This is a genomic window from Acidovorax sp. 69 (assembly GCF_002797445.1).
Classification (GTDB): domain Bacteria; phylum Pseudomonadota; class Gammaproteobacteria; order Burkholderiales; family Burkholderiaceae_C; genus Acidovorax.
The window spans coordinates 1,600,422-1,624,917 of record NZ_PGEP01000001.1 but is presented as its reverse complement, the minus strand read 5'-3'; the positions used below and the strand labels follow the sequence as shown (position 1 = coordinate 1,624,917).

Annotated in this window: 14 protein-coding genes and 2 pseudogenes; 5 read left to right on the top strand and 11 right to left on the bottom strand. The window is 65.7% G+C overall.

Annotated features, from left to right (window positions below; all coding sequences use genetic code 11):
* Position 1: 1 nt before the first annotated feature.
* From CLU85_RS07445 to CLU85_RS07435, 3 genes are all read right to left on the bottom strand, one after another.
* Positions 2 to 934 carry a DUF3034 family protein gene (locus CLU85_RS07445; RefSeq protein ID WP_100409711.1) on the bottom strand — a complete coding sequence of 311 codons (933 nt, stop codon included), beginning with the start codon at positions 932 to 934 and terminating at the stop codon, positions 2 to 4.
* A 187-nt stretch (positions 935 to 1,121) separates the two neighbouring features.
* Complete coding sequence (locus tag CLU85_RS07440; protein ID WP_100409710.1) at positions 1,122 to 1,913, bottom strand: anti-sigma factor domain-containing protein; 792 nt, start codon at positions 1,911 to 1,913, stop codon at positions 1,122 to 1,124.
* A gap of 16 nt (positions 1,914 to 1,929) precedes the next feature.
* The gene (locus CLU85_RS07435) at positions 1,930 to 2,505 is read right to left on the bottom strand and encodes an RNA polymerase sigma factor (RefSeq protein ID WP_100409709.1); all 576 of its coding nucleotides are present in this window, start codon (positions 2,503 to 2,505) and stop codon (positions 1,930 to 1,932) included.
* Positions 2,506 to 2,790: 285 nt separating this feature from the next.
* Between CLU85_RS07435 and CLU85_RS07430 the strand changes: the two genes are divergently transcribed.
* Positions 2,791 to 3,210: a cytochrome c family protein gene (locus CLU85_RS07430; protein WP_198509151.1), complete on the top strand. Its 420-nt coding sequence runs from the start codon at positions 2,791 to 2,793 to the stop codon at positions 3,208 to 3,210.
* A gap of 15 nt (positions 3,211 to 3,225) precedes the next feature.
* On the opposite strand, the gene CLU85_RS07425 is transcribed toward CLU85_RS07430, so the two are convergent.
* From CLU85_RS07425 to CLU85_RS07400, 6 genes are all read right to left on the bottom strand, one after another.
* The gene (locus CLU85_RS07425) at positions 3,226 to 4,401 is read right to left on the bottom strand and encodes an alpha-hydroxy acid oxidase (RefSeq protein WP_100409708.1); all 1,176 of its coding nucleotides are present in this window, start codon (positions 4,399 to 4,401) and stop codon (positions 3,226 to 3,228) included.
* A 233-nt stretch (positions 4,402 to 4,634) separates the two neighbouring features.
* Positions 4,635 to 6,920, bottom strand: a complete 2,286-nt coding sequence (locus tag CLU85_RS07420) for a diguanylate cyclase domain-containing protein (RefSeq protein WP_100409707.1) — start codon at positions 6,918 to 6,920, stop codon at positions 4,635 to 4,637.
* 84 nt (positions 6,921 to 7,004) lie between these two features.
* On the bottom strand, positions 7,005 to 9,353 hold the full coding sequence (gene pbpC / locus CLU85_RS07415; RefSeq protein WP_369858168.1) for a penicillin-binding protein 1C: 2,349 nt from the start codon (positions 9,351 to 9,353) through the stop codon (positions 7,005 to 7,007).
* Positions 9,354 to 9,377: 24 nt separating this feature from the next.
* On the bottom strand, positions 9,378 to 10,247 hold the full coding sequence (locus CLU85_RS07410) for a methylglyoxal synthase (RefSeq protein ID WP_100409706.1): 870 nt from the start codon (positions 10,245 to 10,247) through the stop codon (positions 9,378 to 9,380).
* A 58-nt stretch (positions 10,248 to 10,305) separates the two neighbouring features.
* The gene (locus CLU85_RS07405) at positions 10,306 to 10,674 is read right to left on the bottom strand and encodes a hypothetical protein (RefSeq protein WP_198509150.1); all 369 of its coding nucleotides are present in this window, start codon (positions 10,672 to 10,674) and stop codon (positions 10,306 to 10,308) included.
* A gap of 69 nt (positions 10,675 to 10,743) precedes the next feature.
* Positions 10,744 to 16,716, bottom strand: coding sequence for an alpha-2-macroglobulin (locus tag CLU85_RS07400; protein ID WP_100409704.1), 5,973 nt, complete (start codon positions 16,714 to 16,716; stop codon positions 10,744 to 10,746).
* Positions 16,717 to 16,938: 222 nt separating this feature from the next.
* Between CLU85_RS07400 and CLU85_RS07395 the strand changes: the two genes are divergently transcribed.
* Both CLU85_RS07395 and CLU85_RS07390 read left to right on the top strand, forming a co-directional pair.
* A complete protein-coding gene (locus CLU85_RS07395; RefSeq protein ID WP_100409703.1) occupies positions 16,939 to 19,071 on the top strand; it encodes a catalase in 2,133 nt (710 codons plus the stop codon).
* Positions 19,072 to 19,119: 48 nt separating this feature from the next.
* Positions 19,120 to 19,728 (top strand): hypothetical protein, encoded by a 609-nt coding sequence (locus CLU85_RS07390; RefSeq protein ID WP_100409702.1) that lies wholly within the window; start codon positions 19,120 to 19,122, stop codon positions 19,726 to 19,728.
* Positions 19,729 to 19,914: 186 nt separating this feature from the next.
* Here CLU85_RS07390 and CLU85_RS07385 read toward each other — a convergent pair whose 3' ends face one another.
* Positions 19,915 to 20,904 (bottom strand): Bug family tripartite tricarboxylate transporter substrate binding protein, encoded by a 990-nt coding sequence (locus tag CLU85_RS07385; protein WP_100409701.1) that lies wholly within the window; start codon positions 20,902 to 20,904, stop codon positions 19,915 to 19,917.
* An 80-nt stretch (positions 20,905 to 20,984) separates the two neighbouring features.
* A complete protein-coding gene (gene argH / locus CLU85_RS07380) occupies positions 20,985 to 22,472 on the bottom strand; it encodes an argininosuccinate lyase (RefSeq protein ID WP_100409700.1) in 1,488 nt (495 codons plus the stop codon).
* A gap of 52 nt (positions 22,473 to 22,524) precedes the next feature.
* Between argH and CLU85_RS07375 the strand changes: the two are divergent.
* A pseudogene (locus tag CLU85_RS07375) lies at positions 22,525 to 23,741 on the top strand (sensor histidine kinase).
* Positions 23,722 to 24,479: pseudogene (locus tag CLU85_RS07370) on the top strand (LytR/AlgR family response regulator transcription factor). The pseudogenes CLU85_RS07375 and CLU85_RS07370 overlap by 20 nt, the downstream one beginning before the upstream one ends.
* The last annotated feature ends 17 nt before the right edge of the window (positions 24,480 to 24,496 follow it).

Below are 24,496 nucleotides of genomic sequence, written 5' to 3'. Positions count from 1 at the left end.
CTCAAAAGGCCACCTGGGCAGAGAGGTAGTAACCCGTCTGGCGGCGGTTGTTGGTGATGCCGGGTACGATGCGGCCCAGATCGACATACGCCAGCGTCAGCGACAGGTTCTTGCTGGGCGCCCAGGCAATGAAGAGGTCCTTCCAGTCGTCCTCGCGCAGCGCAGACCCCAAGCCGGCCGCAGCGCCCAAGGCCTGCAGGTTGTTGGGCTTGAAGCGGTATTCAGCACCCACTGCCAGATTTTTGTTGATGAGGTACGCCACTGAAAACTCGGGTTGCAGGCTGCGGCTGTTTTTGCCCGGCGCGGCAGAGCCAAAGCCCAGCAGGCCGTTCTGGTTGGCGTTGGTGTAGCGCAGCGTGCCGTTGACCAGCAGGCTTTGGGCCAAGAGCAGCTTGGTGGCACTGACATACAGATCGGTGCCACTGGTCTTGGTGCCCAAAAAGTCGAGCACAGACCCGATGGAGCCGGGATGCGTCTGTTTGTGTTCGATGCCCACGGCGATTTGTGGCATGAACGAATCTGCCTCCAGCACGGCATCACCCGCCACCTTCACCTTGATGCCGATCACGTCCATCTTGATGTGCTGGCCGGGTGCCACGCCAAACGGCGCTATGCCGTTCAAGGCGATGGCGGGAGATGCATCAAAGTCCTGGCGCGCCAGCGACAGCTCCACCCTGTCGTGCAGGCCCAGGGCCACGCCATAGCCGTTGAGGCTGTAGTCCTTGGTAGCTGCACGTGTGGCGTAGCCGCTGAAACCGATTTCGCCCTCGGTGGCGTTGCTGCCGATCACCGCCCAGGGGGTAAGCCCACCGCCCGCTGACCCCGCAATGGTGCTGACACCGGCGGTGAGCAGCAACTTGCCGGTGTCGGCCTGGGCCAGTCCGGCGGTGGTTGCGAGGGCCGCCAGCAGAGTGGTTCGGTGCCAGTGTTTCATCGTGGTCTCCAGTGCAGAAATGGGTTGTAAGAAGATGTTGCCTTCTACTTACGGCCCGCGCGCCCCGGTGGATTCAAAAACCACAAAAAATTTGCCCAGAAGGAAAACCCCTACAACCCCTTCGTTGACCCACACCACCGGAACAGCCCCCTCGAAAGGGCGCCCACCGACCCAACACGAACCGGTGTCAGAGCATGCGCTGAATCAGCTCACCCTTGAACAGCACGGGGCCCGTGGGCCCGGTCTCGCTGGGAACACCCCCTTTGGGCTCCAGGCTGATGGCCAGCGTAGGCACTTGCTTCACGTCGGCCTCGCCCGCCACGAGCTTGAGCAGTTTGTCCTGCCCCAACACGCCCAGCGAGCGCGGACCACCCGCAGGCGGCAACGCCCATAGCTGCAGGGACTTGTCGGTGCCCTCCTGAAAGCCCCCCACGCGCTGCAGCACCAACTGGTTGTTCTTGGGGTCGAAGGTGACCAGCATCGACGCGGCGGCCTTGTCATCGGCCAACACCGCCACATACTGGATCTGGGGCGCGACCTGCAACTGCTGCTGCAAAGCGGCAATTTGCGCCCCCTTAGTGGTGCGCAAGCCTCCGTTGATCTGCACACCCACCACCACGGCTGCCAGGGTGGCCAGGGCGCCCACGGCAGAGGCACCACGCCACACCAGCAGGTTGCGCCACCAGCCTCCGGCAGTCTGCGTGGACTCGGGCACCCGGGCGGCACGCATGGCCTGCGCAGATTGGTCGGCCCGCAGCAAGTTGTCGATGCGTGTCCACACGGCCGGCGCAGGCTGTACGGTGGGTTGAAGCTCGGTCAGGCCCGACCAGCGGGTCTGCCACACCAGGGCAGCGGCACGCACAGTGGCGTGCTCACGGGCCAGGGTTTCAAAACGGCGGCGGGCACCGCCGCGCAATGTGCCCAGGGCATAGCTGGCGGCCAGGCGGTCGAGCAGATCGGGGTGCTGGGTAATGTTCATGGTGGCCTTTGCGTTCTCAGGCGTACCGCGCCATGCAGGTGCGCAACTGCTCCAACCCCCGGCGAATCCAGGTCTTGACGGTGCCCAGCGGCAGCTTGAGCTGCTCGGCCAGCTCGCCATGGCTTTGGTCACGCAGGTAGGCGAGGCTCACCACCTCACGCTGCTTGTGGTCGAGCTTGCCCAGGCATTGGTGCAGCGCGAAGGCCTGCTCGCTGGCGTCGGCAGCATCCATGGGGTTGGGCGAGTTGCCTTCCAGGATCTGCGCCATATCGTCGTCCAGCTCGTTCATCAGGTCGGCCCGGTCGCTGGTGCGCTTGCGCAAGGAATCCAGCGCCCGGCTGCGCACGATGAGCCCCATCCAGGCCATGGGCGGGCTCAGCGATGCACGGTAGTTGCCCGCACCGCGCCAGATGCCCATGAAAGCCTCCTGCAGCACATCCTCGGCCGCATCGCGGTTGCGAACAATGCGCAGGGCCAGGCCAAAAAGCTGGGACGATGTGCGCTCGTACAGCTTTTTCAGCGCGGAATCGTCCTGCGCGGCGATGCGGTCAAGGAGGTCCATCAGTTCACTGTCTGGGTAGAGGGTGCTCATGCGCCCATTGTCTGGGATTGGTCTGTTCACAAGGGGTTGCGGGGCTTTGCTGTAGGTGAATACGCCACAGCGAGCACTTTGGATGTGCTGCGCTGAACAAAAAAAGGAACTGCGCCCAGAATCTGTGCGGGGCGCCACCCGGCGCCACCAACACCCCAAAGGGATGAAAGGGTTGAATCCAGCCGAGCGCATGGCGCGTATTACAGGGGCTCATGCCCTATTCGCCCCATTCGCCTCCGTGCGGAAGGTCTTCACGCACGCCCCTTTTTTTGTCAATCACCCACGATGCCCACCCACCTGCCGCTGTCCCATGTTCGTCTTGTTGGGGCGGTCATTGCCCTCCTGTGGGTGGCTCACAGCCCCAGCAACGCCCAGTCGGTGGATCGTGGCCGCGCGCTCTACGCCGCACATTGCAGTAGCTGTCACAGCACAGACGAGCATGGCGATGGCCCCGCGCACCGGGGCGTGGTGGGCCGCCGCGCAGGAGCGCTGAAGGATTTTGACTATTCGCCCGCTCTGCGCACGAGCAAGTTGCTGTGGACACGGGCCACGCTCAAGGCCTGGCTGACTGACCCTGAGGCGCTGATCCCCGGCCAGGGCATGGACTACCAGCTCGACGATGCGCGCGACCGCGAGGATGTCGTGGCCTATCTGGCCACGCTCAAACGTCTGCCTGCGCCTGCGCCGGTGGCGCCCACCCGGTGATGGGCCTGGCTCGACTCAGGCGGTCGGAAAGGTGCCCGGCAACAGGATGGAGGAATCCACCGTGTTGATATTGGTATGGCCACAAAACGCCATGGTGATGTCCAGCTCCTTCTGGATGATCTGCAGCGCGCGTGTCACGCCCGCCTCGCCATAGGCGCCCAGGCCGTACAAAAAGCTGCGCCCGATCAGGGTGCCCTGTGCGCCCAGCGCGCGGGCCTTGAGCACGTCCTGCCCGCTGCGGATGCCGCCGTCCATCCAGACTTCGATGCCACCGCCCATCTGGGCCACGGCCTCGGCAATGCCGGGCAGCGCGGCAATCGACGAAGGGGCTCCGTCGAGCTGGCGGCCGCCATGGTTGCTGACGATGAGCGCATCGGCGCCGCTGTTCACGGCCAGGCGGGCGTCCTCGGCGTCCATGATGCCCTTGAGGATCAGCTTGCCGCCCCAGCGCTTCTTGATCCACTCCACATCGCCCCAGTTGAGCTGCGGGTCAAACTGCTCGGCCGTCCAGGACGACAGCGACGATAAATCGCCCACGCCCTTGGCGTGGCCCACGATGTTTCCGAAGGTGCGGCGTTTGGTGCCCAGCATGCCCAGGCACCAGTGTGGCTTGGTGGCCAGGTTGATGAGGTTGGCAATGGTGGGCCTGGGCGGTGTGGACAGGCCGTTCTTGATGTCCTTGTGGCGCTGGCCCAGGATCTGGAGGTCCAGCGTGAGTTGCAGCGCCGAGCAGTTGGCTGCCTTGGCACGGTCGATCAGGCGCTCGATAAAATCGCGGTCGCGCATCACATACAGCTGGAACCAGAACGGGTGGCGCGCCGTGTGTTCGGCAATGTCCTCGATGGAGCAGATGCTCATGGTGGACAGCGTGAACGGAATGCCAAACGCCTTGGCGGCCCGCGCCCCCAGGATCTCGCCATCGGCATGCTGCATGCCCGTGAGGCCCGTGGGCGCAATGGCCACCGGCATGGCCACATCGTGCCCGATCATGGTGGTGCGCGTGCTGCGGCCTTCCATGTTCACGGCCACGCGCTGGCGCAGCTTGATGCCCTGAAAGTCGGCGGTGTTGGCGCGGTAAGTGCCCTCGGTGTACGAGCCCGAATCGGCGTAGTCATAAAACATGCGCGGCACGCGGCGCTTGGCAATGACACGCAGGTCTTCGATACAGGTGATTTTGGACAGATTGGGCACGCAGGCTCTCCAGAATGGGGAATGCGCCGAATGGTAGGCGGTGGCGCACGGGCCAGCCATCAAAATTATTTCGATGGGCTGCAACAAATTTCCAGCGCCCCCTGCCGCCATGAAGCGCGGTTCGCGCCGATACATAGCAAAAACCCGGGATTGCGCTGGAATGGCAAGCACAAGCAGCTATATTTTCAATAGCAATTCATTCGCCAAAAGATCGCCAGTTGCAGACCAAACGGCTACTTGGCACTGCCCACCGTTGCGTCGGGCAACACCACCTCGGGCTCGGCGTGTGGCCCCTGGTAGAGCATGAAGCGCATGCGGCCGCCGCGTTTGGCGGCATACATGGCACTGTCGGCATGGCGCGAAAGGGAGTCAAACGTATCGCCGTGCTGGGGAAACAACGCAATGCCGCCGCTGAGCCCCACATGCAGGGGATGCCCCGCCAGATCAAACGGCTCGTCGCATGACGCCAGGATCTTGCGCGCCACGCCACAGGCGGACTCGGCACCATCCAGCCCGGGCAGCAGCACCACGAACTCGTCACCCCCTTGGCGGCACACGGTGTCGGATGCCCGCACAGCAGCCTTCAGGCGCTGGGCAAACTGCACCAGCAGCGCATCGCCCACGTCGTGGCCCAAGCGGTCATTGACCTCCTTGAAGCCATCCAGGTCCAGATACATCACGGCCAATGACTTGCCCTCACGCCGCGCCTGGGCGATGGCCAGGTTGGCGCGGTCCTGCAACAGCACACGGTTGGGCAGGTCGGTCAGCGCGTCGTACTGGGCCAGGTGCGACATGCGCTCGGCCATGGCCACGGCCTCGGTCACATCGCGCAACACAGCCACGGACCCGGTCACCGTGCCATGGCGATCGGTGATGGGGCTGGCGGTTTCTTCCACCTGACAACGCTGGCCGTTGGTGCGGTGCACCACCACGCCGCGCACTGCTTCCATGGCCGTGCCCTGCTGCATGGCGATGCGCCGCGGGCTGGGCAGCGGTTGGTCGCTGCTGGGGCTGCGCAGGCTGATCACCTCGTCCACGTTGTGGCCTGCGGCGTCAAACGCCTGCCAGCCGGTGAGGCGCTCGGCCGCCGGGTTGAGGTAGGTCACCATGCCATTCGCGTCTGAGCAGACCACTGCGTCGCCAATGGCTTGCAACGTCAGGCGCACGCGCTCTTTCTCGTCGAACAGCTCGTTCTCCATGCGCTTGCGCTCGGTGATGTCCGTCACTTGCACGAAGAGGCCCGTGACCACGCCGCGCGCATCCGCATCGGGCAGGTAGGAGACGATGCTGTGTCGCGGCAGGCCCTGCGAGTCCTTGTCGGTGCGCTCAAAACACTGCGGCGCGCCCGCCAAAGCATGGTCGTAGTAGGGCTTGCTGGCGGCGTAGCGGGTTTCGCTGACCAGCTCGCTGATGTGTCGGCCACGCACTGGCACCGGGTACGTGCCGAACTCCTCCAGCGACGCCCGATTGGCAAAGCGGTTGTGCATACTGGCATCCCAGTAGGCAATCATGGAGGGCACGTTGTCGAGGGTGGTGCGCAGGTCGTGCTCGGCCTCTGCCAAGCGTGCCGAAACCTGCTGGCGCAGCACAAGTTCACGAACGAACAGCAGGGCCAGACCAAGGCAACCCGCCATCAGCAGCACCGCAAAACTGCCCAGCACCCAGGCGCTGCGCGTCCACTTGGCCAGGATGGTTTCGGTGGACTGGGCCACGTTCAGGATCAGGGGGTAGTTACCCACTGGCCGGAAGGAATACAGACGCTCTACGCCGTCGAGCGCGGCCCGGCCCACAAACGAGCCGGTGCCCTCCGCCTGAAAGCGCAGCAGGTTGGGGCTGCCTGCAATGGTTTTGCCGACATCGGCATCACCGTAGGGAAAGCGGGAGATCACCACCCCGTCCTGACGGAACATGTTGATCCCGCTGTTGGAGCCCAAGTCCAGCGAGCCAAACAGTTCGTTGAAATAGCTCAGGCGGATGGCCCCAACCACCACCCCGGCAAAACTGCCGTCAGCGTTGAAGTAGGCGCGCGAGATGGGCAGGATGTTCAGGCCCGTCACCCGCGATGGCACGGGCTTGCCAAAGAACAGCCCCTGCTCGCCCCGATCACGGAACGCCAGAAAATAGTCTCGGTCGGCAAAGTTGACTTTGCGCGGGGCGATGGAGCCCGAGTCCAGGATGACATTGCCCTGCGCATCCAGCACCAGCACATCCCCCGCACCGCGTGCGCGCAGCGAGTTGTCAAACACCACCCGCGAGCGCAGCTCGGGGGGCATCTCCCACACATCGGGCCGGGCCACCTCGCGGGCCACACCCTCCAGGGATTTGTCAAATGAGTCCAGCGACCAGGCCAGGCCCTGCTCCAGGGTGCGCGCCAGGTTGGCGTTGGTCTGCTCCGCGTAGCTCCACTCGTCGTTGCGGATCGTCCAGATAGCGCGGGCAAACAACGCACCAATGCCCAAAGCCACCAGCAAGGCCAGCCAGATCAGGCGGTGAGAGAAAAACTGGCGAAGAGAGGGCATAGGGATAGTTTGTAACTATTTTAAACAGCCGCCTTAACTGGGACTTAGCCCCAAGTCACACCGTATTCCTCGGATTTACCAGCGTCAATGCGCACCTGCCCGGGGGGGCGCGGACACCACACCTGCGCCGCGCACCTCCAACCGAACCTCGTCCAGCACCTTGCCCTGCGCGTCGGTGATCTGCACCACATGCCGCCCGGGCCAGGGCAACCAGGCCACCCGGGGGCCCCGGCCCAAGGGTTTGCCGTCCATGCGCCACTGCACTGCGTCGCCTGTGGCGGTGAACTGCAGGCGCTGGCGCGTGGGCGGGATGTCCGGGTCCAGAGCGATCACCGTGCCGGACGCTGGTGCAGTGATGCGCGCAGCGACACCTGCAGGAGGCGCTGTGGGAGTCTGCACAGCATTCTTGGAGGATTTTCGGCCGAATGCGCTAGTGGAATATGGCCCTGAAGCTATTGAATCAATAGCAAACAAAGGCTGCTGTGTGCTGGGCACAAACCATTCGTCGCGGGCAGCCTCCAGCGGCTGGGGCACGCCTGCAGACGGCGGCTGCCCCGGGCCAAACCGCACAGCAGCCCTGACCAGGCCCCCAGGGGCCTTGGGCGCCCGGCTGGGCTCGCGGGCATGCAAAAAGCCCATCACCTGCGCCCAGACAGGCGCCGCGCCGCTGGTTCCGCTCACGTCATGCATCGCAGCCCCGCTGGCATTGCCCACCCATACGCCCACGGTATAGCGCTCAGACCAGCCCACCGCCCAGTTGTCGCGCATGTCTTTGCTGGTGCCGGTTTTCACGGCGCTCCAAAAGCGCGTAGCCAGCACGCTGTCGGTGCCGAAAGTGCGGGCGCGTGCATTGCCGTCGGACAGGATGTCACCCACGATGAAAGCAGCGCGTGGGTCGATGGCCGGGGTGAAGCGGGGCTTGGCATCGGTCGGGGCTTCGGCGCTCACCCGCCAGCTTTTGCCCGGCGTGATTGCAACAGGACTGGCCCGCCCGCCGTTGGCGAGCGTGCGGTAGGCATTGGTCAGATGCAGCAGCGGCACCTCGGGGCTGCCCAGCGCCAGGCTGTAGCCAAAATAATCACCGCTTTCGCGCAACGGCAAACCCACCGCACCAAGCTGCCGATGGAAAGCGTCGGGAGTCACCATGACCAGCGTGCGCACCGCCGGCACGTTGAGCGACGCCGCCAGGGCCGTGCGCACGGACACCCAGCCCTTGAACTGGCGGTCGTAGTTCTGCGGGATATAGAGCCCCGCCGCTGTGGTGATCTGCGCAGGCGAATCCTCCACCAGCGAGGCCGCCGTGAGCCGCCGTTCTGCAATCGCCTGGGCGTACAAGAACGGCTTGAGCGTGGAGCCCGGCTGGCGCAACGCCAGCACCCCGTCCACCTCGCTGGCCTGGCTGAGCTGGCCGGACGAGCCGACCCAGGCCAGCACCGTGCCCGTGGCGTTGTCCAGCACCAGCACCGCGCCGTCTTCCACATGGCGCCCGCGCAACTCGCGCAGGTGCTGCTGCAGGCTCTGCACGGCAAAACGCTGCAAGGGGCCGCGCAGCGTGCTGGGCACCCGTTCGGGCACCGCGCCGTCCTTGTGCCGCTGGCGCAACAGGTAGCGCGCAAAGTGCGGGGCCACGCCTTCGCTGGCATCAAACGCGCGGCGCTGCAAGGCGGCGGTGGTGAACAGGTCCAAGGCATCGCACTCCACCCGGGTGGTCGTTTCACCAGCGCGCTGCGGCAGCCGCTGCATATCACGCAGCACGCCACAGGCACGCTGCGCCACCAGCGTGGGCCGGGCATTGGGCGCGCGCACCAGAGCCGCAGCGACAGCCGCCTCGCGGTCGTCCAGGCCGTGGGCGGCCTTGCCAAACAGGGTCCGGCTCAACGCATCAATACCCACCAGCTCGCTGCGAAACGGCACCAGGTTGAGGTAGGCCTCCAGGATCTGGTCCTTACGCCAGCGCCGGTCCAGCACCTGGGCCGCCACGGTCTGGCCGACCTTCTGCACCACGGTGCGCCCCCCGGGGCCCTGGCGCCAGTCCCCGTCCAGCAGGCCCGCGAGCTGCATGGTGATGGTGCTGGCCCCGCGCGTGCGCTGGTTCCACAGGTTGCCCCAGGCGGCCGCCGAGGCCGCACGCCAGTCCACGCCGCTGTGTTCAAAAAACCGCTTGTCTTCGCTGAGCACCAGCGCCTGGCGCAGCGCGGGGGACACATCGGCCAAGGCCACCCACTGGCCGCGCCGCACGGTGGCATCGGTGCGCAGGCGCTGCAGTACCTCGCCTTCGCGCGAGAGGATCAGGGTGTCCGAGGGCTTGAAGTCCGTGCGCACCTCGTCAAACGTGGGAATGGCCCAGGCGCCCGAGGCGCAGGCCGCCAGCACCAGAGCGGCGGCCTGCGTTCGCAGGCGCACGGTGAAGAAGAAATCGAAGGGAAGGAACACAAACGCACAGAAATGAAAGCGCCATCAGCGCGCTGCGCGCAAGCGCACGGCGTCGCACCAGCGCTGCGCCACGCCCGGAACGGTGACACACACCGCGTCGTGTGTGGCGGTGGTCACGGCGCGCTCCAGCAACTGGATGTCGGCCTCGTGCTGGCGCGCCACATGCGGGTCCTCAAAGAAAACGGCGCGGTGACAACGGCGCTCCAGCACCAGGTCGGCAATCTGCGCGTCGCCACCCAGCGGCCCGCTGTTAAAGCGCTGCACCCAGGGCTGCCCGTCGGGCCAGCCCTTGCTCCAGGCCAGGGCGTTCAGTCGCTGGCCCGTGGTGCCGGTGGCCACCCGGTGGCGAAACTGCGACAGCACATCAAAGTTGCGATCGGCGAAGTCGAGCATGGCCTGCTTGCACGCGTCGTGCGCAATCAGGGCCAGCGTCTGGGTGCCATGGTCATGAAACCGGTCGGCCTGCGGGTCGCGCGGCAACCCGGCGTGGATGCGCTCCATCTCGATCCAGTCGCGTGCGCTGGCAACGGTGGAGAGAAACGGCTTGCCGTGGATCACGCACTGCCGCTTGAGGGCCAGCGCCTCGGGGAATATGGAAGAAGGGTCCACGGGGTCGGTGAGGTAGATCGCGCCATCGAGCGTGCGTCCTTCCCCCATGCCCACCACCTCTGCCACCACTTTCATCAACCCGCCTTCGCGCCCGTAGGGGTAGCGCACCAGCGGGCGGTACCCCTGAAGCATGCCCGCAGCGACGATGGCATCGTGCGTACGGCCCACGGCGTGCAACCCCAGTTGCAGTTCCCGGATGCCCGCCTCGCAGGCGCGCAACCAGGAAAAGAGCGCCGCATCTTCGGTGTGGTGGTGCAGGCGGTTGGCAGCGAGACCCAGGATCATGGCAGGTTGACTTTCTGAAAACGAAGGGATCGGAGAATCATAAGAACGTGTTTGCGATTCAGCGATCGGAGTGCTCCCGGTCAAACCGCCCCTCGGCCTCGGTCAGGTGCCGCAGCAACACGTGCGAGATCAGGTTGACGCCGATACCACCAAACACCACCGGTAGGACGTACAGCGCAATCGTCAGTTCGGAGCTGAACCAGGCATCGTCGGCCAGCGAAGGCGTACTTTTGGCCTGCGCCACCAGGGACTGCAGCAGGTACACATCGACGCCGGCAATCAGCACCAAGGCCACGCCAAACCCCAGCACCGCCCAGCGCGAGATCGCCCGGGTTGCCAGCAGCAGCGCATAAATCCCCACCGGCAGCACCAGTGAAAAGCCCACCAGCAGCCAGAACCGCAGCTCCAGAAAGACGCTGAGGCTCATGGCATGCATGCCTGGGGTGGGCGATGGGCAAGGTTGTGCATGACGGCTTTATGGCGTGGTGGCGTGGGCTTATTTGGCCACCTGCACCTTCACCCGCGCATTGGGCGACTCGCCAAACATCTCGGGCGCATACATGGCTTCGACACGGCTTGGCGGCAACGCAAAGTCACCCGCGTTGTTCAGGCGCACGGTGTACTCCATCTTGACGGTGCCCTTGGGCAGATATTCGTAATAGCTGCGGAAGGACTCGAAGCTGCGCTCTTCAAACGCAGCCCAGCCGCTGCCGCTCTTCTTCTCACCTTGCGTGGCGATCTCGGAATCGCGACCCAGGCCGCTGCCCAGGATGGTGGCACCGCCCGGGATGGGGTCGGTGATGGCCACCCAGGTCATGTCGGCGCTGGCGTTGACCTCCAGCGTCACGCGCAGCACGTCGCCGCGCGTGTATTGGCCTGCGGGCAGCGACTTGTTGGCCTGCTCCACGGGCGTGATGGTCTTGGTGATGGCATAGCCTGCAGCAAACGGCGCCTTGAGCTGAACGGCGGCCACCGATTGCAGGGTGAGCCAGGGCTTGCCTGGGCCCTGGTGCGCCACCGCCAGGTTCTCTTTGCCGCCCGCTTTGCCCCAAGCCAGGAACATGTCGTTGTTCTTGAGGTTGCCAGGCGATGCGGGCGCACCGAACCAGGTGGTCTGGTGCGCGGCGCCCGTGAGGTCACTGGCCTTCACGCGCTCGACCTTGCTCCAGTCCACGCTCGCGGTGTTGCCACCCATGCTGGCCTTGGTGGTGCCCGAAACGGGTGTGGCCTCGAACTTGGCGCTGAACTTCTCCAGTGCCAGCCCGCCCCACAGGTTGGCCGTGGTGGTGTGCCACGCCCCGCCCTGCTGGCGGCTGATGAACCCGTTGGCCAAGCGGCCCATGTCGTCCTTCCAGGCCGGGTCGTCCATCACCGCCAGCATCAGGCGCGCAGTGTTCACGTCACCGTTTTGCATCAGCCACCACCAGTAGTCGTCCTGCTCGGTGCTGAAAATGAGCTTGGTGCCCTGGAACGACAGGCGGCTGCGCAAGATCTGCAGCGCCTCGGCCAGGCGCTGGTCGCGTTGGGGCACATCGGCCACGCGCTTCAAGACATTGACCCAGTCGATCACCGTGTGCGTGGGCCACTGGTTGGGCGCGATGGTGATGCTGCTCACCATGCGGCCCTGGGCCTTGCCGTAGCGCGACAGCGCCTCCAGCGCGGCCACCTTGCGCATGTCCAGGTCCTTGCGCGGGCTCCAGAAATTGCGCTGAATGCGGCCTTCCACAAACGCAATCAGGCCACGCTCCATCGGCGCACGGGCAGCGTCGGGCAGGGCAAACGCGGGGTTGATGGCGGCGGCCTCATGCGTGGCTGCCAGCACGTAGGCCGTGAGTGTGTCGCTGCCCCGGTTGGCATCGCCATCGCGCGGCGGGAAGTAATTGGCCAGGCCGTCACTATCGAGGTAGGTGGGCAACTGCGCCACCACGGTCTGCCACAACACGCCATCGCGCAGGCCCACGGCCTTGCTGGTCTTTTGCTCCAGGCAAGCAAACGGGTAACGCGCCCACCAGTCGCGCACGCCGGGCAGGCCTTCGGCCAGCTTGGGCTGCAGCGACATCTTGAGGCCGCCTCGGCCAGGCAATGCGTCGGCGGGTGGGTTCACATCGAGGTTGAAGCTGCCGTCCACCTGCACCAGCGTGGCCTGCTGCACCGTGAGCGGTACGGCCGGGATGATGCGCTGGCGGGCCTTGAGGGCGTCGCGGGCGCCGCTGACCTGGTCTTTGGCTTCGATCTCCCACAGGATGGCTTCGGCGCGCGTTTGCGCCAGCTGCGCAGGGGCTGTCACGTCCCAGGCCACCTCACGCGCCTCTCCGGGCGGAATGTCGATGGTCTGTGGCTTCAGGTCGAGCAGTGTGGCGCGCGGTGCCACCTCTACCTTCATGGCAGTCTTGGTGGTGTTGCGCAGCGTGATCTGGGCGCGGAACTGGTCGTCCTCGCGCACCAGCGGCGGCAGGCCACTGATGATCTGCAGGTCTTGCGTGGCGCGGATGCTGGTGCTGCCGGTGCCAAACAGCCCGGTGGACGCATCCGCTACCGCCACGATCTTGAAGGTGGTGAGCGCATCGTTGAGCGGCACCGTCACCTTGGCCTGGCCGTTGGCGTCGAGCTTGATGGCGGGCTCCCACAGCAGCAAGGTGTCGAGCAGCTCGCGCGTGGGCGACTTGCCGCCACCGCCACCGGCAGGCACCGCCTTCTTGCCGTAGTGGCGCCGGCCGATGATTTCCATCTGCGCCGTCGAGGTCTCCACGCCCCAGCTGCGACGCTGCAGCATGGCTTCGAGCAGGTTCCAGCTGTTGTTGGGCATCAGCTCCAGCAGCGCCTGGTCCACAGCGGCCAGCGCCACCTCGGCGTTGGCAGCGGGCTTGCCACCGGGCAGCGTGGCGGTGATGGTGACCTCGGCCTTGCCGCGCACGGCGTAGCTCTCCTTGTCGGCAGTCACCTTCACGTCGATCTGGTGGGCCTGTGTGCCCACGCGGATCTCGGCCAGGCCCAGGCGGAACGCGGGCTTGGACAAATCCACCAGCGCCGTGGGCGCCTGGTATTCCTTGCCTTCGTACCAGAACGAGGTCCACCACTCGCGCGGTGCCTTGAAGCCCCAGGTGAAGAAGCTGTACCACGGCACCTCGCGCAGGCGGCCGCGCAGGGCCAGCACGCTCACGTAAACGTTGGGGCCCCAGTCGGGCTGCACCTTCAGGCTCACGGTCGGGTCTTGCCCGTTGAGCTGCACCACCTGCGTATCGATGATGCCTTCGCGCTCCACGGCCACCAGGGCCGTGGCATAGCGGAACGGCATGCGCACCTGGAACTTGGCGGTCTCGCCGGGTTGGTAGCTTTTCTTTTCGGGCAGCAGGTCGATGCGGTCATGGTCTTCACCACCAAACCACAACTCGCCCTGGCGCGTGACCCACACCGACGACGCGGCCACGCTGGTGTTGCCGTCCTTGTCGGTGGCGGTGACCACCAGCTCCACCTCGCCCGCCTCGTCGAGTTTGGATTCGCACAGCAACAGGCCGCGCGCGTCGCTCTTGCCCGTGCACAACGTGCCCAGGTCCTTGGTGTCGGTCTGGTTGTCGTAGCTGTAGAAGCCGCCCACCATGCGCTTGCGCGTGGTGGTGGTGATGCGGGCCATGGCTTGCACCTGCAGCGACGTGTCGGCCGCAGGCTTGCCGTTGTGTTGCAGTGCCAGTGCCTGAAAGCGGATCTTCTGGCGGGCAGACACCCAGCCCTCGGTCTTGATGCCCGCCACCACACCGGCAGGCCACAGCGCCTGCGTGCTGCGAAGGGTCTGCACCTCGCCATTGGGGTCGGCATAGGTGGCCTCCAGCAGCAGCTCCTGCGGCTGGCGGGCCTGGGGCACGTTGTCGATGGTGACCTTGCCCGCACCGTTCTTGTCCAGCGTGAGCGGCAGCTTGTCGGCGATCACGCGCGCGTCCTGGCTGGCGGTGGCTTCTTCGTCGTCGCTGCTGGCGTTGCTCTGCTCGCGCTTGCGCGGCGGGTTGAAGCTGAAGGTGTCGTAGTCGCTGAACTGCAGGGACTTGCCGCGCACCAGGGCCGACACGCGCACCGGCAGGTTGGCGGCGCCGCCACCGGCCACATAGTTGATCTGCACGTCGGTGGGCACTGAGCGCGCACGCACCAGCGCTTTCTTTTCCACCGGGGTGATGCGGCCTTCCAGCACGGGCAGGCGGAACTCCTCCACGCGGAACGAGCCCGACGCCAGGCTGCCGTTCACCGTGCCGTTGCCTCCCAGCTCGACCTGGTACACCCCAAGCTTGGCGGCGGGCGGGATGGCAAAGCTGCTTTGCGCGCTGAGCCCTCCCGTGGCTGTGCCCCGCCACGCCAGGGGCTGGGTGAACTGCTGCCCGCTGCCCAGGTGGGTGATCACGAGCTTATCGGGTCGCGCCGCTGAGAGCGCAAAGCCCTGGCGCGTTTCAGCGCGCAGCAGGTGCTTCATCGATACGGTTTCACCCGCGCGGAACAGCGTGCGGTCGAAGATGGTGTGGGCGCGTTCGTCCGGCTCGGTGGCACGGCTGGTGGGCACGTTAAAGCGCCAAGGCTCGATGCCGCGCTGCCAGTCGCTCCAGGTAAAGGCCATGTCCTCCACGCCATCCACGCCCTTGTGGCGCGCGCTCACAAAGTAGGCCTGGCCACCGTCCTCTTCGCCATTGGCGTTGCAGCCGGGCGGCTCTGACGAGAGCCCCTCCACACGCGCAATGCCCTGCGCATCGGTCACGGCCTGCGCCAGTTCCTTTCCGCGGCAGTCGGACACCCGCACCGTGGCGCCCTGCACGGGCAGGCCCTTGTCGAGCGTGGTGACCCAGGCCAGCGCGTTTTCGCGGCCCAGCTTGAAATGCACGCCCAGGTTGGTCACCAGCGCCGAGGTGCGCACATACATCGTGCGGCCTTCGCCATGGCGGTCGTCCAGCAGCGAGGCGCCGAGCTTTTGCGAGGCAATCTCCACCACATGGAAGCCGGGCGTGAGCGGAATGCCCACCACCTCGAACGGGCGCGGGTCGTTGCTTGCGGGCTTGGGCAGGTCCAGCGTCTTGACGCCGCCCTTGCCCGCCAGCAGCGACAGCATGCGGGACTGCACATATTCCTTGTCGTCGTCGAGCACCTTGGGCAAGGGGCCCGTCACATCCTGGCGCGCCTGCTTGCGATCCACCACGTAGCTGTCATACCGCCGTACCTTGTGGAACCAGGCAATGATGTCTGCGTCGGTGCCGGGCTTGAGCGTGCTCACCTTGCCAGCCGGTGGGGCGGCGGCCGCCACGCCCGCTTGCAGACCCTGCACGCGCAGGGCGGCCTCCACGTTGCGCAGCGTCACAGGCAGCAACGCCGGGGGGTTGTCCGATGCGGGGCCTTCGGCAAAACGCTCCACGATGCCAAACGGCGCCGCCGCAAACTTGGCCAGCGGCGGCATGCCGCCCGTGGACACCTTGAGCGGGAAGTTGTCGGCATTGCGCAGTGGGCGCCCCGAGGCGTCCTTGAAGTCTTTGGGCAGCTCGATGGTGAAAGCGGTGTTCTCGGCCAGGGGGGCGCTGAACTGCAGGCTGTTGACCAGCGCATCACCCTGCGCGCCCTCTGCGCCCCCATCTATCTGGGGCTTGAGGGTTTCCTTGCCGGATTTGAGGCGGATGGCCGCCGCCAGCTTGCGCGGCACCGGCGCGTTGAAGGACAAGATCATGGGGCGAATTGGCAGGCAGGCTGCCTGGGCGTTTTCGCGCTCGCAGCTGAACTCGGCCGAGAACGGCTCGCGCACCTTGAAGTCAAAGCGCTTTTCCACCGTGTTGGCGACCCCGCTGGGGGTGGCCACGCCCTTGCCGAACACGATCTGCATGCGCGAGCCCGAGGTGAACCGGCGGTTGCAGGCGAGCGTGGCAAAGGCCAGGGGCTCGCGTGCGGCATCCTTCTCCAGGCCCAGGCCTTTGAGGATCTCGGCGCGCTGGGCGCCCTCGATCAAACGCACGGGGATGCGCTCGCCCACGCCTTCGGCCGTGCACCACACATTGGCCTGCACGCTGGCCGTGGTGGCGGCGCCATTGAGAAACAGCACAAAGAACTGCTCTTCGTCGATCTGCTCGTACGTGCTGGGGCGGAGGTTCTGCACAAACGGCCCGCCGCTATTGAACTGATAGCTTTTAGCGCCCGTCAGCTCTGCGCCAGCGGCCGATTTGAAGCCTGGTTTGACGCTGGCCGTGCAACGCACGCCCGGCGGCAGGTCGCGCTCAAAGTCAAACACCCACTCGCGCTCGCCGGTCCAGCGGCCTGCTCCCTTGGTGACGCTGGCATCGCTGCAGCTCAGGTTCAGGGGCGCTGGCGCCTTGGGGTCACCAAAGTTGACCGCAGCGGCATCGAACTTGGCCACCACCTGGCGCACGCGCGCCACCTCGCCCTGGGGCGAGAAGCTGGCGATCTGCAGGGCCTGCGCACCCCAGGCCAGCAGCGACAGACTGGCGGCCAACATCCATTTTTTTGCGTTCACGCGATCCCCTCCGAAGGAACCGGCAAGCGTAACAAAGTGCCATGTCGCCCGGGTGGGTGTTGCATGCACTTACGTATCCGCCGGGCAAGCCGTCATCACCCGCGCCCGACGACGCGCCGATGGGGCCATGTCCTACCCGCCATGCCCCCTCAGCATCCAAAGATGGTGGCTTCGTTTTACCCCACGCACCACCCAGGAGCGCCCATGGCACGACCCCCTACCTCGCGCAGCGCGGCCCACAAATCGCCGTCTGCCCTGCCCTCATCGACCCAGTCCGACAACTTTCGCGGCAACGCGGGCGAGCTGCAGCAGCAGGCTGGCGGCAAACACCCGGTGCTGACCACCCAGCAGGGCATCCCAGTCGCCGACAACCAGAACTCACTGCGCCCATCGCCCCGCGGGCCCACGCTGCTGGAAGACTTCATCCTGCGCGAGAAGATCACGCACTTTGACCATGAACGCATCCCCGAACGCATCGTGCATGCGCGGGGCACGGCGGCCCATGGCTTTTTTGAGCTGACGCACTCGCTCAAAAAGTACACCACCGCCAAGGTGCTGACCGACATCGGTGTACAGACCCCTGTGTTCACCCGCTTTTCGACCGTGGCCGGGGGTGCGGGTTCGGTAGACACACCGCGCGACGTGCGTGGCTTTGCCGTCAAGTTCTACACGCCTGAGGGCAACTGGGATCTGGTGGGCAACAACATTCCCGTGTTCTTCATTCAGGATGCGATGAAGTTCCCAGACCTGGTGCACGCCGTCAAGATGGAGCCCGACCGCGGGTTTCCACAAGCGGCCAGCGCGCACGACACCTTTTGGGACTTTGTCTCGCTGATGCCCGAAACCCTGCACATGATCATGTGGGCCATGAGCGACCGCACCATCCCGCGCAGCCTGCGCATGATGGAAGGTTTTGGCGTGCACAGCTTTCGCCTGATCAACGCTGCGGGCGAGAGCACGTTTGTCAAGTTCCACTGGCGGCCCAAGCTGGGCATCCAGTCCACGGTGTGGGACGAGGCCCTCAAGCTGCAATCGGCCGACAACGACTACCACCGGCGCGACCTGTTCGAAGCCATCGAGGCGGGGGACTTTCCCGAGTGGGAGTTGTCGGTGCAGCTGTTCACTGAGCAAGATGCCGAACGCTTCCCGGTCGATCATCTCGACCCCACCAAGCTCATCCCCGAAGAACTGGTGCCCCTGCAGCCGATTGGCCGCATGGTGCTCAACCGCTGGCCCGACAACTTTTTCGCCGAGACCGAGCAGGTGGCGTTCTGCCCCGCCAATGTGCCGCCGGGCATCGACTTCAGCAACGACCCACTGCTGCAGGGCCGCCTGTTCTCGTACCTGGACACGCAGCTGTCGCGCCTGGGCGGGCCCAACTTTGCGCAGATACCCATCAATGCCCCGAAGTGCCCGTTCCACAACCTGCAGCGCGATGGCCACATGCAAATGCAGGTACAGGCGCTCAAAGGCCGCGTCAACTACGAGCCCAGCAGCCTTCAGCCGGACGCGCCCCGCGCCTCGCTGGCACAAGGCTTTCGCCACTTTGCACAGGCCGACGATGGCGATGGCCGGGGAAAAGGGCGCATCCGCCCCGAGAGTTTTGCCGACCACTACAGCCAGGCGCGCATGTTCTACCGCAGCCAGAGCCCGCTAGAGCAGGCCCACATGGCCTCGGCGCTGGTGTTCGAGCTGTCCAAGGTGGGCACACCCCATGTGCGCGAAGCCGTGGTGGGCCACCTGCTGCACGTGGACCCCGAGCTGGCACAGCGCGTTGCCGATGGCCTGGGGCTGCAGGCGCTGCCCCCGGCCCCACCCGCCGCCGAGCCCGTGCAAGACCTGCCCCTTTCGCCCGCCCTGCGCATCATCGACCGCATGAAGCCCACACTGCAGGGCCGCTCGATCGGCATTCTGGTGGCGGATGGATCGAACGGCACCTCGGTGGCCAACCTGCGCAAGGCGCTGGAGAAGGCCGGCGCCACCGTGAAGATCGTGGCGCCCAAGGTGGGCGGTGCCTTGCTGAAGGACGGCACGCTGCTGCCTGCGGATGGTCAGCTGGCGGGTACGCCATCGGTGGTGTTTGACGCGGTGGCCTCCGTCCTGTCGCCCGACATGGGCGCACAGCTGGCCAAAGAGGCGGCGGCCGTGGACTGGTTCCGCGATGCGTTCGGCCACCTCAAGGCCATTGCCGCCTGCAAGGGCACCCAGGCCATCCTGCAGGCTGGCGGCATTGAGCCCGATGCGGGCGTGGTGGACCCGGCAGACGCCCAGGGCTTCATCGCCGCCGCCCAGACACGCCAATGGGACCGCGAAGCCAAGGTTCGCACTCTGGCCTGAACGCCTGCGCACATTTCCCTCACCCACCCAACCACCGAAGGAGCCCCCATGCCCAAGAGCCACTACGACAGCCATCAACTGGACGACCTGGTGCTGCAGATGATGGAGACCGAACTCGGCGGCGAGCAGGTATACCGCACCGCCCTGACCTGCGCCGTGAACCCGGACCTGAAGAAGGAATGGGAAGGTTATCTGGAAGAAACGCTGGCGCACCAGAACGTGGTGCGCGGCATCTGCGATGCGCTGGGGCTCGACCCTGACGCCCAGTCGCCCACGCGGGCCGTGGTCAAGCACATCGGTGCTTCACTGGTGCAGGCGATGCAATTGGCCAAGAAGTCTGGCGCGCCCGACGCCGCACAGCTGGTGGCCTGCGAGTGCGTGGTGCATGCAGAAACCAAGGACCACGCCAACTGGGAGTTGCTGGGCCAAGTAGCCAAGGTGGCCACGGGCGATGTGGGCCACACCCTCAAAGTGGCGCACAAGGCCGTCGAAAAAGACGAAGACCACCACCTGTACCACACCAAGGGCTGGTGCCGCGAGCTGTCCATTCAGGCCCTGGGCATGCCTGCTGTGTTGCCACCGCCCGAAGAAATCAAGAAGGTGGAAACCGCCATTGGCGCTTCGCGCGCCGAGCAGCAGCGCGAGACCATGCTCTGACCGCAGAGCGGGGCCGGGAGGCCAAGGGCACATTGCCCGATGCTTGCTACAAATAAAATAGCTACCAGCGCTTTACTGATAAGCGCTGGCGGCTATTTTCACTTGAATTACTGAAAATCGAAGGTTTTCAGGAACCCTGGAGCACAGCGGCATCCGACCGCATGACCACGCAGGCCGGTCCCCAGACTACTGCGCCACAAAACCACTGGTCTTGATGATGCGCGTCCAGGCTTCGGTGTAGGCCTTCTCACGCGTGGCCAACTGCTGGGGCGACATGTAGCCCACGGTCAGGCCCATGGCCGTCAGGTGATCGCGCACATCCGGCATGGCCACCACCTTGGCCATGGCGCTGGAGAAGTCGGTGATGAACTTCTGGGGCGTACCCGTGGGGGCGTAGATGCCGTAATACGGCAAGTCTTCAAAGCCCTTGAGGCCCATCTCGTCGAAGGTGGGCACATCCGGCAATGCCGCCTGGCGCTTGGTGCCCAGCACGCCTACCACACGCACCTTGCCCGCCTTGTGGTTCTCGATGAAATCCTGGACCGAGGCCACGCCCGCACCAATCTGGTTGCCCAGCATGTCCGCCATCATGGGCGCGCTGCCTCGGTAAGGGGCCGAGACCAGATCCACCTGGTACTTCTGCCCCACCAGCTTGACCAGAAACTCGGGCGTGGAGGCGGGTGCAGGAATGCCCACCGCCCCCTTGCCACCACCCGCCGTCTTGATCCAGCTGACGTACTCGGTGAACGACTTGGCGGGTGTGCCGCCCGACACTGCAAACGCATTCACGAAGGTGGCAAAACCTGCCACGGGCACAAAGTCGCGTGCGGGCTCATAGCCAGGGTTCTTGACCACCTGGGGCAGGATGGAGATGGTGTGATCGTGGGTCAAAAACAGCGTGGTGCCGTCGGCTGCAGACGCCTTGAGGGCCTGGGCGGCAATCTGCCCCCCGGCACCGGGCCGGTTTTCCACGACCACGGGCACGCCCAGTTCGTCCTTGAGTTTTTCGCTCAAGGTGCGGGCGATGGCGTCCGACCCCCCACCGGGCGGAAACCCCACCAGCAGGCGAATCGGCTTGGGCGACTGGGCCGAGGCCAACCCCACGGTCAGGGCGGCCCCCAGAAAAGCACTGGTGCGCACAAGGCGGGACAGCAAGCTGCGGCGGGAAGTCTTCATGGCAAAGCTCCAGGGTAGATGGTCAAGATACGGTGCAAAAATCAGGCCAGCACAGCCGGCCGATTGATCAAGCGATGGCCTCAGGCCAGACGTGCCCGGTGGCGGGCCAGCTGGGCACGCACCTGGGCGGGCGCCGTGCCCCCCAGCGTGTTGCGCGCATTGAGCGAGCCACGCAGGCTCAGACACTCGTACACGTCCTTTTCGATCTGGGGGTGAAAGCCCTGCAGCACGTTCAGCGGCAGCTCCGACAGGTCGCACGCATGGGACTGGGCGGCCTTGACGGCGTGGGCCACGGTTTCGTGCGCATCGCGGAAGGGCAGGCCCTTCTTGACCAGGTAATCGGCCAGGTCGGTGGCGGTGGCGTAGCCCTTGAGCGCTGCCTGTTCCATGGCCTGCGGGTTGACCGTGATGCCGCCCTCTTTCTTACCCGTGGCAGGGTTCAACTGGCCGCCGACCATTTCAGCAAAAATGCGCAGCGTGTCCTTGAGCGTGTCCACGGTATCGAACAGCGGCTCCTTGTCTTCCTGGTTGTCCTTGTTGTAGGCCAGGGGCTGGCCCTTCATCAGCGTGATCAGCCCCATCAGGTGGCCGACCACGCGGCCGGTCTTGCCGCGCGCCAGTTCGGGCACGTCAGGGTTCTTCTTCTGCGGCATGATTGAACTGCCCGTGGTGAAGCGGTCGGCAATGCGGATGAAGCCGAAGTTCTGGCTCATCCAGATGATGAGTTCTTCGCTCAAGCGGCTGACGTGCACCATGCACAGGCTGGCGGCGGCGGTGAATTCGATGGCGAAGTCGCGGTCGCTCACGGCGTCCAGGCTGTTTTGGCAGACCATGGGGGCGCCTTGCGCATCCACCATGCCCAGCGTCTTGGCCACGCGCTCGCGGTCCAGCGGGTAGGTGGTGCCGGCCAGCGCGGCGCTGCCCAGCGGCAGCACATTGGTGCGGCGGCGGACATCGGCCATGCGCTCGGCATCGCGCGCAAACATTTCGACATAGGCCAGCATGTGGTGGCCAAAGCTCACGGGCTGGGCCACCTGCAGGTGGGTGAAGCCGGGCAGGATCACCTCGACGTTCTGCTCGGCCACGTCGACCAGCGACACCTGCAGCTCTTTCAGCAGGTCGCCAATCAAGTCAATCTCGCCGCGCAGCCACAGGCGCACGTCGGTGGCGACCTGGTCGTTGCGGCTGCGGCCGGTGTGCAGGCGCTTGCCGGCATCGCCCACCAGCTGGGTCAGGCGGGCTTCGATGTTCAGGTGCACGTCTTCCAGGTCCAGCTTCCATTCAAACGCGCCGGACTCGATCTCGGAGGTGATCTGCGCCATGCCGCGCTGGATGGAGGCGTGGTCTTCCGCCCCGATGATTCCTTGCGCCGCCAGCATCTCGGCGTGCGCCAGGCTGCCCGCGATGTCGGCCTGCCACAGGCGCTTGTCGAAGAACACGCTGGAGGTGTAGCGCTTGACCAGGTCGCTCATGGGCTCGGAGAACAGCGCCGACCAGGCCTGGGCCTTGGTGTCAAGCTGGTTGTGGGAAGGCGCAGACGCAGCGCTGGTGGCTTGGGCTTTGGACATAAGGAGGGCAATAATCCGGTGGTTCAGACACCCGGACTTCCCGGATGCCGCAATGCAAAACACCCAAATTTTATCGACCCCGCCTGCGCCGCAGGATTCAGCCCCCGCCAAGGGCCCCCGGCGCAACCCCCAGCAGCCCCGTGGACGGGCGCTGGTGTTCGACGCCTGCCAGGTCGGCGTGGTACTGCGGGCCGTGTTGTTTGTCGAACTGGTGATGGGCGTGGGGGCCATGTACGGGGCCCACAACCCCTTTGAATGGCTGGCCAGCCTGGCGCTGCTGACGGGGGGGCCCTGCCCGCCACGCTGGTGTGGCTGGTCACGGCCTGCAGCCTCAAGACCGTGCTGCAGCGCCTCTCCATGGCGCAGCAATTTGTCGCTGGGGTGCTGCTGGGCGCCCTGGCCGGGGCCTATGCCTGCGCCATGCTGGCGCTGGTGGGCATGGCAACCTCGCCGCCCTGGCTGGCGAGCGCGGCCACCGGGGCCCTGTTGGCCGCCATGCTGGTGGCAGCGCTGGTGCTGCGCGCCCGGGGCCGCACCCCGGCCGCTACCACGGCGCGGCTGGCCGAGTTGCAGTCGCGCATCCGCCCGCATTTTTTGTTCAACACCCTCAACAGCGCCATCGCCCTGGTGCGCGAAGAACCCGCCAAGGCCGAGTCACTGCTGGAAGACCTCTCCGACCTGTTCCGCGTGGCGCTCATCGAGCAGGGTGAATCCACCACACTGGCCGAGGAGATTACGCTGGCGCGCCGCTATCTCGCCATCGAAGAAGTGCGTTTTGGCAAACGCTTGCAGGTGCAATGGAACCTGGACCCCCGCACCGACAGCGCCCGCTTGCCCCCCCTGCTGCTGCAGCCCCTGGTGGAAAACGCCGTCAAGCACGGCGTGGAGCCCAGCGCGCGCGGTGGCAAGCTGCGGGTGCTGACCGAACTGCGTGGCAGCCGGGTGGTGGTGCGCATCACCAACACCCTGCCGCCCAAGGAAGGCAAAAAACATAGCAAAGTCGATGACCCGGCCACCAAGGGCCACGGCATTGCGCTGGCCAACGTGCGCGCACGCCTGGCCTTGCTGCACGATGTGCAGGGCGAATTCACGGCGGGTGTGCAGGACGGCCTGTACCAGGTGCGCATCACCCTGCCCTCCACCGACCTGACAACCCGCTCTCGCCCCCCTTCCAGCCCTACCAACGGCCGCCGGGACACCGCCCGCCGTGGCGCCATGCCTTCTGCAGACACCCCCAACACCACCGACCATGAATATCCTCATCGTTGACGACGAAGCGCTGGCGCGCAGCCGCCTGCGCACCCTGCTGTCTGACTGCGCCGAGGGCGCTGGCGGACCGCGTGGCATGGTGGCCGAGGCTTCCAACGCGGCCGAAACGATGGCACTGCTGAGCCCCACAGGTGGCCGTGCCTTCGACCTGGTACTGCTGGACATCCACATGCCCGGCCAAGACGGCCTGGCATTGGCCCACACCCTGCAGACCCTGCCCCAGCCCCCGCCGTGGTGTTTGTGACCGCCCATGCCGACCACGCCGTGAGCGCGTTCGAGCTGGATGCCGTGGACTACCTGACCAAGCCCGTGCGCCGGGAACGCCTTCAGCAGGCCCTGGTCAAGGCACAACGCAGCAGCCGCACCATCGCACCCAGTGCGACCCAGGGCGCACCCGAAGGGGAAACGCTGCTGATCCAGGACCGGGGCCGCACCGAACGCCTGCCCCTGGCCGAGGTGCTGTACTTCAAGGCCGAGCAAAAATACGTGACGGTGCGCACCACCACGCGCAGCTACATCATGGATGGATCACTGAGCGAGATCGAAACCAAATTCGCCCCGCGCTTCATGCGCATCCACCGCAATGCCCTGGTGGCAAGGCGCGCCATGCGGGCACTGGAAAAACACTACGACCCCGAAGAAGGTGAAGGCTGGGCCGTGCGGCTGCAGGGGTCCACCGAGCTGCTGGCGGTGTCACGCCGGCAGGTCGCGGCCGTGCGGGAAGAGCTGGCGCGCTGATTTTTGGTCTTTTTTGG